At 65.6% G+C, this 8,870-nt stretch carries 9 protein-coding genes; 6 read left to right on the plus strand and 3 right to left on the minus strand.

Going from position 1 to position 8,870, the window contains the following annotated elements; all coding sequences use genetic code 11:
- Positions 1-40: 40 nt before the first annotated feature.
- The 5 genes from HN018_RS21770 to HN018_RS21790 all read left to right on the plus strand — a co-directional run bounded on the left by HN018_RS21770 (position 41) and on the right by HN018_RS21790 (position 4,262).
- A complete protein-coding gene (locus HN018_RS21770; protein WP_171834242.1) occupies positions 41-1,483 on the plus strand; it encodes a protein adenylyltransferase SelO in 1,443 nt (480 codons plus the stop codon).
- A complete protein-coding gene (locus HN018_RS21775) occupies positions 1,480-2,436 on the plus strand; it encodes an NAD(P)H-dependent flavin oxidoreductase (RefSeq protein WP_171834243.1) in 957 nt (318 codons plus the stop codon). The genes HN018_RS21770 and HN018_RS21775 overlap by 4 nt, the downstream gene beginning before the upstream one ends.
- On the plus strand, positions 2,433-3,197 hold the full coding sequence (locus HN018_RS21780; protein WP_171834244.1) for an enoyl-CoA hydratase-related protein: 765 nt from the start codon (positions 2,433-2,435) through the stop codon (positions 3,195-3,197). The genes HN018_RS21775 and HN018_RS21780 overlap by 4 nt, the downstream gene beginning before the upstream one ends.
- Positions 3,198-3,225: 28 nt before the next feature.
- A complete protein-coding gene (locus tag HN018_RS21785; RefSeq protein WP_171834245.1) occupies positions 3,226-3,537 on the plus strand; it encodes an SCP2 sterol-binding domain-containing protein in 312 nt (103 codons plus the stop codon).
- A 182-nt stretch (positions 3,538-3,719) separates the two neighbouring features.
- Positions 3,720-4,262: a cupin domain-containing protein gene (locus HN018_RS21790; RefSeq protein ID WP_171834246.1), complete on the plus strand. Its 543-nt coding sequence runs from the start codon at positions 3,720-3,722 to the stop codon at positions 4,260-4,262.
- Positions 4,263-4,459: 197 nt separating this feature from the next.
- On the opposite strand, the gene HN018_RS21795 is transcribed toward HN018_RS21790, so the two are convergent.
- The 3 genes from HN018_RS21795 to HN018_RS21805 all read right to left on the minus strand — a co-directional run bounded on the left by HN018_RS21795 (position 4,460) and on the right by HN018_RS21805 (position 7,866).
- Positions 4,460-5,398: an electron transfer flavoprotein subunit alpha/FixB family protein gene (locus HN018_RS21795; protein ID WP_171834247.1), complete on the minus strand. Its 939-nt coding sequence runs from the start codon at positions 5,396-5,398 to the stop codon at positions 4,460-4,462.
- Positions 5,399-5,400: 2 nt separating this feature from the next.
- Entirely contained in the window at positions 5,401-6,150 is a 750-nt protein-coding gene (locus tag HN018_RS21800; RefSeq protein ID WP_171834248.1) for an electron transfer flavoprotein subunit beta/FixA family protein, read from the minus strand.
- Positions 6,151-6,237: 87 nt separating this feature from the next.
- Positions 6,238-7,866 carry an electron transfer flavoprotein-ubiquinone oxidoreductase gene (locus HN018_RS21805; RefSeq protein ID WP_171834249.1) on the minus strand — a complete coding sequence of 543 codons (1,629 nt, stop codon included), beginning with the start codon at positions 7,864-7,866 and terminating at the stop codon, positions 6,238-6,240.
- A 216-nt stretch (positions 7,867-8,082) separates the two neighbouring features.
- Here HN018_RS21805 and HN018_RS21810 point away from each other — a divergent pair, with 216 nt between their 5' ends.
- Positions 8,083-8,760, plus strand: a complete 678-nt coding sequence (locus HN018_RS21810; protein WP_171834250.1) for an RraA family protein — start codon at positions 8,083-8,085, stop codon at positions 8,758-8,760.
- Positions 8,761-8,870: the final 110 nt, after the last annotated feature.

Genomic DNA, 8,870 nt, shown 5'->3' on the forward strand with positions numbered 1-8,870 from the left:
TATATGCAGCGCTCGGCTCACGCCGCAGCCGGAGGGAACAATGACAGCGACGCCGCACTTCAAGCCATCGACCGCACACGCTTCGCTCGGAGACGCGTTGTTCGACCTGGTCGAGCCGGCGGTGTTTCCGAAACACATCCTGCGCTACCGCAACCAGGTGCAGGCTGCGCGGGTCGGCCTCGACACGCTGACCGATGCGGAGTGGGTGGATCATTTCAGCCGGTTCAAGCCGTTGCAGGGATCGTTTCCGCGGCCGCTGGCGCTGCGTTATCACGGTCACCAGTTCCAGAACTACAATCCCGAGCTCGGCGACGGACGCGGCTTCCTGTTCGGACAGGCGCATGACCTGGTCGATGGCAGGCTGCTGGATTTCGGCACCAAGGGCAGCGGACGCACGCCATGGTCGCGTGGCGGCGATGGCAAGCTCACCCTGAAGGGCGGCGTCCGCGAAGTGCTGGCGACCTCGATGCTGGAAGCGCTCGGGGTCTATACCTCGAAGTCGTTCTCGCTGATCGAGACCGGCGAGGCGCTGACACGTGGCGACGAGCCGTCGCCGACCCGGTCGGCGGTACTGGTGCGCCTCAACCACTCGCACATCCGCATCGGCACCTTCCAGCGGCTCGCCTACCACCAGGACACCGACAGCATCCGCAGGCTGCTCGACTACACCATCCGGACCTACATGCCCGAGCTGTGGCGTGAGGCGGAAGCGGACCGTGTGCTGGCCTTCCTGGAGGCCGTGACCGCGAAGGTGGCGCGGCTCGGCGCGGAATGGATGCTAGCCGGCTTCGTGCACGGGGTACTGAACACCGACAACATAAACGTCACCGGCGAGAGCTTCGATTACGGGCCGTGGCGGTTCCTGCCGACCTACCAGCCGGAGTTCACGGCGGCATATTTCGACACGGGCAAGCTCTATGCCTACGGACGCCAGCCCGACACGCTGCTGTGGAACCTGATCAGGCTTGCCGAGTGCCTGCTGCCGTTGTCCGACCAGGCGACGCTCGAGGCCGTGCTGAGAGGCTTCGGCGCGTTGTTCTACACCGAGCTTTCGGCCGCGATGCTGCGTCGCCTCGGCCTCAGGTCGCAGGGGCCGGACATAGACACGGCGCTGGTCCAGCAGGTCTGGCAGTTCCTGCGCGAGAGCCAGATGCCGTTCGAGCAGTTCTTTTTCGACTGGTATGGCGGCTCTCTCTCAGCCGACCGTGCGACGTCCGGCCCGTCCGCCGGCATCTATGCCGAGGCCGGATTCGCATCCCTGCGCATGATGATCGACGGTTTCGAGCCGGCAGCAGGATTGCGCCTCGACCATCCCTATTTCGCCGGGCATGGTCCGTGCACCATGCTGATCGACGAGGTCGAGGCGATCTGGGCGCCGATCGCCGCCGATGACGATTGGTCGCTGTTCCGGCAGAAGCTCGTGGCGATCGACCAGATGGCGGAGGCCTACGGCATGCAGACTTCGAACCACCGAGACTCATGACGCCATTCGGGACGATCGTCGCCGGGCTGAGGCTGCCCGTGCTGGCGGCACCGCTGTTCATCGTTTCCAACGAGGCGCTGGTGATTGCGCAATGCCGGGCCGGGATCATCGGCGCGTTTCCGGCGCTGAACGCCCGCGGCGGCCCGGATGCGTTGCATGACTGGTTGTCGCGGCTGGAGGATGCGCTGCGGCGGCCGGATGGCGAGGTCGCGCCGTTCGCGGTCAATCATATCGTGCACCGGTCCAACACCCGTCTGTCGGCGGATTTGGAAACCTGCGTGCGCCATCGCGTACCGATCGTCATCACCTCGCTCGGTGCGCAGCCGGACGTGAACGATGCCGTACACAGCTATGGCGGCCTGGTCCTGCACGATGTGACCAACCAGGTGCATGCGGGCAAGGCAATCGCCAAGGGTGCGGACGGTCTGGTCTTGGTTGCCGCCGGCGCCGGCGGACATGCGGGAACCCAGTCGCCGTTTGCGCTCCTGGCCGAAACCCGTGCCTGGTTCGACGGCCCGATCGTGTTGTCCGGCGCGATCGCCACCGGTCGCGCGGTCCTGGCGGCGCGGGCCATGGGTGCGGACCTTGCCTATATCGGGTCGGCCTTCATCGCGAGCGAGGAGGCGAACGCCGCGCCCGAGTACAAGCAGATGCTGCTGGAGTCCGGAGCCAGCGACATCGTCTATTCGAACCTGTTCACCGGCGTGCACGGCAACTACCTGCGCGGCTCGATCATCCGCGCCGGCCTCGATCCGGATGCGCTGGACTCCGCGGCACCCGGGCAGCTCAGCCTGGACACCGGCACCAAGGCCTGGCGCGACGTTTGGGGGTGTGGCCAGGGCATCGGCGCGATCGACAAGGTGTCTCCTGTCGCCGACATCATAGAGCGGCTCGCGAACGACTATGCCCGGGCCCGCGCGGAGCTGTGCCGCGAGACCGGGACTACAGAATGAGCGAGCTCGTTGAGAGCGTCGTCGAAGCAGGCATCTGCAGGATCATCCTGAACCGGCCCGAGAAAAAGAACGCATTGACGTCGGCGATGTATGACCGGATGGCCATGCTCCTGCGTGCGGCGGATAGCGACGATGCCGTCCGCGTCGTGCAGCTCGGGAGCTCGGGTAGCGATTTCTGTGCAGGCAACGATATCGCCGACTTCATGGCGCAAAGCCGGCAGGATGCTGCGACGATCGAGGAGCCGGCGGGCCTGCGGTTTCTCGACACGCTGATCGGTTTCGGCAAGCCGATCGTCGCCGCGGTCGGGGGCGCTGCGATCGGCATCGGCACGACCATGCTGCTGCATTGCGACATCGTCGTCGCTTCCGCGGATGCGGTGTTCGGACTGCCGTTCGTGAAGCTCGGGCTGGTTCCCGAAGCCGCATCGTCGCTGCTATTGCCGCAACTGATGGGCTACCAGCGCGCGGCCGAATTGCTGCTGCTCGGCGACACCTTCAATGCGAGCACGGCCTACGAGCTACGGCTGGTCAATCGTGTCGTGCCGGCCGACGATCTTGGCATCACGGCCGCACGGTATGCGGCACAGCTGGCGGCGCGCCCGCCGGAGGCGCTCCGCCTCAGCCGGCAGTTGCTGCGAAGCAACCTCGCAGAAGTCCGGTCCGCGAAAAGCCGCGAGGCTGCGGTCTTCCTGCAGCGCCTGTCCAGTCCCGAAGCCGCGGCCGGCCTCAACGCCTTTCTGTCGCGCAGCCGTTCCGGCTGAACGACCCGTCAACCAGCAGGAAACAAGAATGTCCGAGACCCAAGAGATCATCGAAGCAATCAAGGAAAAGAGCCAGCTCCTGTCGACGCTCGGGCACCGGGTTCGTATCGACCTCAAGGATGCAGGATCGATCCTGATCGACGCGACGGAGCCGGACGTGGCGGTGACCGAGGCGGACGAGGACACCGAGGCTGAAACGATCATTACGCTGTCGTCGGAGAATATGCAGAAGCTGCTGAGCGGCAAGCTGAACGCAATGTGGGCCTACACGCTGGGTCAGCTGAAGATCGAAGGCTCCCAGGGCGTGGCGCTGAAGCTGAGTTCGTTGCTGAAGGACTAGGAAGCAGGCAAGCCTACGGTCGCCTGGCAAGCTCAGGACTCTGCAAGAACGCGTCGGGTTTATGCGTTCGGTCCCGACACACGTAGGTGACGGATCGACGGCAGTACTGGCTTGACGTAGTGATCGCGGCGTGCAGGCCGAAATATCCGCCTGCGCTTGTCTGGCGCGGATACGGGGACGACATGACCGAGAAGGCACCTACGATCGTCAACATGCACACGGCGGCGGAAATCGCGGCCGACGTGCCCGCCGCCTGGACGCATTTCCGGCGCGCGTTGACGCCTGCGATGAAGGATGCGGGGCCGGGCCGTTTCGGGATGGGCCGTCTCGGCATGAGCGCCAGGCGGGTGCCTCCGGGCCACAGCGCGTGCCCGGCGCATACGCACCTCATGGCCGACGAGATCTTTATCGTGCTCGAAGGGCAAGGCCTCTTCCGCTACGGCGATCTCGTGCACGAAATTCGCCCCGGCGACTGCATTTCCTGTCCGGCCGACACGGGGATCGCCCATCAGATCGCCAACCCCGCGACCCCGGACGGCACCGGCGACCTGGTCTATCTCGCGATCGGCGCCGAGCCGCCGGCGGATGTCTGCACCTATCCCGACAGCGGTGCGCTCGTCATCGATGCCCTCGGTCGCCATGGCTTCCTGCGCGAGGCCGATTATTACGAGGGGCAGCCAGAACCGACGCCGCTTCTGGCGCCCGGCCGCGACGCACCCGTCTGATCGGGGCGCGTCAGGAAAGCATCGCACGCATGCTCTCGGCCACAGCCGTTTCTCCAAGCTTTCTCCGACAAGTTTGCGGCGATAGCATTGTATCGGAAGCTCGGCTTCGTGATCCGCAGGCGGATGCACGTCGTCCTTATGGGCGAACACTCATCGCGGACGACGGGGTGATAGCGATCATCCTGGTGACAAGCAGGTCAGCCGGCCTTCTGTAGCTCGGCTGCGAGTTCCGGAACCGCCTTGAACAGGTCGGCGACCAGGCCGTAATCGGCAACCTGGAAAATCGGCGCGTCCTCGTCCTTGTTGATAGCGACGATGACCTTGCTGTCCTTCATGCCGGCGAGATGCTGGATCGCACCGGAGATGCCGATCGCGACATACAGGTCGGGCGCCACGATCTTGCCGGTCTGGCCGACCTGGTAGTCGTTCGGGACGTAGCCGGCATCGACCGCCGCGCGCGACGCGCCGATCGCGGCGCCGAGGCTGTCGGCGATCGGGTCGAGCAGCTTGAAGTTCTCGCCGTTCTGCATGCCGCGGCCACCGGAGATGACGACGCGTGCGGATGCGAGCTCCGGCCGCTCGGATTTCGACAGTTCGGCCGAGACGAATTTCGACAGCGATGGGCTGTCGGGTGCCGACACGTCCTCGGTCGAGGCGCTGCCGCCTTCGGCCGGCGCGGGATCGAAGTTGGCGCCGCGCACCGTGATCACCTTCTTGGTGTCGGATGACCTGACCGTCGCCAGTGCATTGCCGGCGTAGATCGGTCGCACGAACGTCTCGGCATCGACGACCGCGATGATGTCGCTGATCGGCTGCACGTCCAGCAACGCGGCAACACGCGGCAACACATTCTTTCCGGTTGCGGTCGAGGGCGCCAGGATGTGGTCGTACGGACCGGCTAGTGCCACGATCAGCGCCGCGATCGGCTCCGCCAACGGCTTGGCGTAGATCTCGGCATCGGCCTTCAGGACCTTGGAGATACCGGCGATCCCGGCGGCGGCCTGCACGATGCCGTCGAGGCCATGGCCGACGACCAGCCCATGGACTTCGCCGAGGCTGGCCGCGGCGGTCACGGCCGAGCGGGATGCCTGGATGATGTGGCCGTCGATATGATCGAGGAGGACGAGAGCGGTCACGGTCAGATCACCTTCGCTTCTTGGCGCAATTTGGAGACGAGCTCCTCGATCGACGCCACCTTGATGCCACTCTTGCGGGTCGGCGGCTCGGACACCTTGATGGTGGTCAGGCGCGGGCTGACATCCACGCCGAGCTCGCCTGGCGCCAGGATCTCGAGCGGCTTCTTGCGGGCCTTCATGATGTTGGGCAGCGACGCATAGCGCGGCTCGTTCAGCCGCAGGTCGGCGGTGATGATCGCCGGCAGGGTGATGGCGAGGGTCTCGAGGCCGCCATCGACCTCGCGGGTGACCATGGCGCTGCCGTCGGTGATCTCGATCTTGCTAGCGAACGTGCCCTGCGCCCAGCCGAGCAGTCCGGCCAGCATCTGGCCGGTCGCGTTCATGTCGTCGTCGATCGCCTGCTTGCCCATGATGACCAGCTGCGGCGCTTCCTTCTCGACCAGTGCCTTCAGGATCTTGGCGACTGCGAGCGGCTCCGGCGATGCATCTGTCAGCACCAGGATGGCCCGGTCGGCACCCATCGCCAACGCAGTGCGCAGCGTCTCCTGCGCCTGGGTGACCCCGATCGAAACCGCAATGATCTCAGTGACGATGCCCTTCTCCTTGAGGCGCACCGCCTCCTCGACGGCGATCTCGTCGAACGGGTTCATCGACATCTTGACGCCGGTCAGCTCGACCCCGGAGCCGTCCGCCTTCACGCGCGGCTTCACGTTGTAGTCGATCACGCGCTTGACGGGTACGAGCAGCTTCATCTGTCCCACTTCACTGACTGACATCGAGCCTGGACGACCGGCCCATGGTCCTTAGGGACCGTCTGGTTACAAGGTTTCCTCGGGCTTTTACATCCCACCGGGATAGTTCGGGCCACCGCCGCCCTCGGGCGCCGACCAGTCTATATTCTCGGTCGGATCCTTGATGTCGCAGGTCTTGCAGTGGACGCAGTTCTGCGCGTTGATCTGCAACCTGGGGTTGGTATCGACGTCCACCGCCTCGTAGACCCCAGCCGGGCAGTAGCGACTCTCCGGCGACCGGAACAGGTCCCAGTTCACCGTCTTCCAGCGCTCGGGATCACGCAGCTTCAGATGAACCGGCTGGTTCTCCTCATGGTTGGTGTTAGACAGGAACACCGAAGAGAGCTTGTCGAAGGTGAGCGCGTTGTCGGGTTTCGGATAGGTGATTGGCGTCGAGGTGTCTGCCCGGTCCAGCACCTCGTGGTCGGCATGCGGATGGCGCAGCGTCCAGGGAGCCCGTCCGCGCAGCAGTACCGTATCGATCGCCGAGTAGGCGAAACCGCCGAGCTGTCCGTATTTGGCGAATGCCGGGCGCACGTTGCGCACATCGCGCAGCTCGCCCCACAGCCAGGACTCCCTGACCTTCCGGGTGAAGCTGGCCGGCTCGGCCGGGCGTCCGTTGGCCAGCGCTTCGACGACCGATTCGGCGGCCAGCATGCCGGACTTCATCGCCGCGTGGGTGCCCTTGATCTTCGGCACGTTCAGGAAGCCGGCTGCGTCGCCGAGCAGTGCACCACCCGGGAAGGTCAGGCGAGGGATCGATTGCAGTCCGCCCTCGGACAGCGCACGGGCGCCGTAGGAGATGCGCTTGCCGCCCTCGAGGTGCTTGCGCACCGCCTTGTGGGTCTTCAGGCGCTGCATCTCGTCGAACGGCGACAGCCAGGTATTGGCGTAGTCGAGCCCGACCACGAAGCCGTACGACACCAGGTTGTCGCCGAAATGGTAGAGCCATGAGCCGCCGTAGGTCTTCTTGTCGAGCGGCCAGCCGAGCGTGTGCTGGATGAAGCCAGGGCGATGCTGGGCCGCCGGCACCTCCCACAGCTCCTTGATCCCAAGCCCGTAGGTCTGCGGGTCGATGCCTTCGCGAAGCTTGAACCGAGCCATCAGCTGCTTGCTCAGCGAGCCGCGGCATCCCTCGGCAAACAGGGTGTAGGGCGCCCGCAGCTCCATGCCGCCGGCGTGGTTCGGGCCGGGCTCGCCCGCCTTGGTGATGCCCATGTCGCCGGTGGCGATGCCGACGATGCGGCCGTCCTCTTCCAGCAGTTCGGCGGCGGAGAAGCCCGGATAGATCTCGACGCCGAGCTCCTCCGCCTGGGTCGCCAGCCAGCGGCAGACATTGCCCAGGCTGACGATGTAGTTGCCGTGGTTGTTCATCTGCGGCGGCGTCGGCAGCCTGAAGCTGCGCTTCTCGGTCAGGTAGAGCATCTCGTCGGTGGTGGCGGGCGTGTCGAGCGGCGCGCCCTTCTCCTTCCAGTCCGGGATCAGCTCGTCGAGCGCACGCGGCTCGATCACCGCGCCGGACAGGATGTGGGCGCCGATCTCGCTGCCTTTCTCGACCAGGCAGACGGATGCGTCGGGGGAGAGCTGTTTCACGCGGATCGCCGCGGCAAGGCCGGCGGGACCGCCGCCGACCACGACCACATCGAATTCCATCGCCTCGCGTGCCGTCTCGCTCATGAAGGATGCCTGTTCCCTGGATAGCCTGGTCGTCTGGCCGTTATGTGCCCACGGTTGGCGCGCGTATCAATATGGTGGGGTCTTCAACCCCCTACCTGCCGATGGAACGTCTTGATGAGCGGGCCCAGCTCTTCCAATGCCCCAGCCAGCCTGGGCGCCCGTCCTCGCGAACGCAGCCATCACCTTCGGTCCCCCTCTTGATCCCGAGACCCTGCAATGACGTTCCAACTTGCCCCCATATCCGCGCCTGCGCTCGATCTCGACGCCTTAGCGGCTGTCACCTACAGCGCCGTATTTTCCGATGTCTGCGACGCCCTCGGGCTTCGCAACCAGACGGTCTCGCCCGGCATCATGCCGCTCGGCGGCGGAGGGACCCTCCTGGGTTGGGCCAGGACGGCGCTCAGCCTGCCGGTCGAGGAACCGCCGACGCGCCATTACGGACACGAGATCGATTACATCGACAGCCTGCGGCCCGGCGACGTGGCCGTCATAGACTGCTCGGGGAGCCCGGCGGCTGCCTGGGGTGAACTCTTTTCGACCGCCTCCAGGGGGCGCGGGGCACGGGGTGCCGTCATCGACGGGTTGATCCGCGATCGACGCAAGATCGTAGAACTCGGGTTTCCGCTCCATGCTCGCGGCTGCCGGCCGACAGACAGCCTTGGGCGCGTCTCGATCCACGAGGCCGACACCCCGATCTTCCTGGGCGGGGTCGCGGTGCGCACGGGCGATCTCATCGTGGCCGACGAGGACGGCATCACGGTGGTACCGCGCGAGCACGTGCTGAAGGTGACCGAACTCGCCCTTGCCAAGGCAACGACCGAGAACAAGGCCCGCGACCTGTTGCTGGCCGGCGGCACGCTTGCCGACGTATGGGAGAAATTTCGCGTGCTTTGACCCAGTACACACTGTTGGCTGGAGTGCGATGACCTTCCACCGCAGCGCATCCTGGATCAGCGACGTAGCGAATGCATCTGCCGGGAAGCCGTTGCACCGCTCGAGCGTGG

The sequence above is a fragment of the Lichenicola cladoniae genome (assembly GCF_013201075.1).
In the GTDB taxonomy this organism is placed as follows: Bacteria; Pseudomonadota; Alphaproteobacteria; order Acetobacterales; family Acetobacteraceae; genus Lichenicola; species Lichenicola cladoniae.

What these genes read in the sequence shown, in the direction of transcription:
- HN018_RS21770 (WP_171834242.1), top strand. Translation starts at nt 41, where the DNA reads ATGACAGCGACGCCGCACTTCAAGCCATCGACCGCACACGCTTCGCTC.
- HN018_RS21775 (WP_171834243.1), top strand. Translation starts at nt 1,480, where the DNA reads ATGACGCCATTCGGGACGATCGTCGCCGGGCTGAGGCTGCCCGTGCTG.
- HN018_RS21780 (WP_171834244.1), top strand. Translation starts at nt 2,433, where the DNA reads ATGAGCGAGCTCGTTGAGAGCGTCGTCGAAGCAGGCATCTGCAGGATC.
- HN018_RS21785 (WP_171834245.1), top strand. Translation starts at nt 3,226, where the DNA reads ATGTCCGAGACCCAAGAGATCATCGAAGCAATCAAGGAAAAGAGCCAG.
- HN018_RS21790 (WP_171834246.1), top strand. Translation starts at nt 3,720, where the DNA reads ATGACCGAGAAGGCACCTACGATCGTCAACATGCACACGGCGGCGGAA.
- HN018_RS21800 (WP_171834248.1), bottom strand. Translation starts at nt 6,150, where the DNA reads ATGAAGCTGCTCGTACCCGTCAAGCGCGTGATCGACTACAACGTGAAG.
- HN018_RS21805 (WP_171834249.1), bottom strand. Translation starts at nt 7,866, where the DNA reads ATGAGCGAGACGGCACGCGAGGCGATGGAATTCGATGTGGTCGTGGTC.
- HN018_RS21810 (WP_171834250.1), top strand. Translation starts at nt 8,083, where the DNA reads ATGACGTTCCAACTTGCCCCCATATCCGCGCCTGCGCTCGATCTCGAC.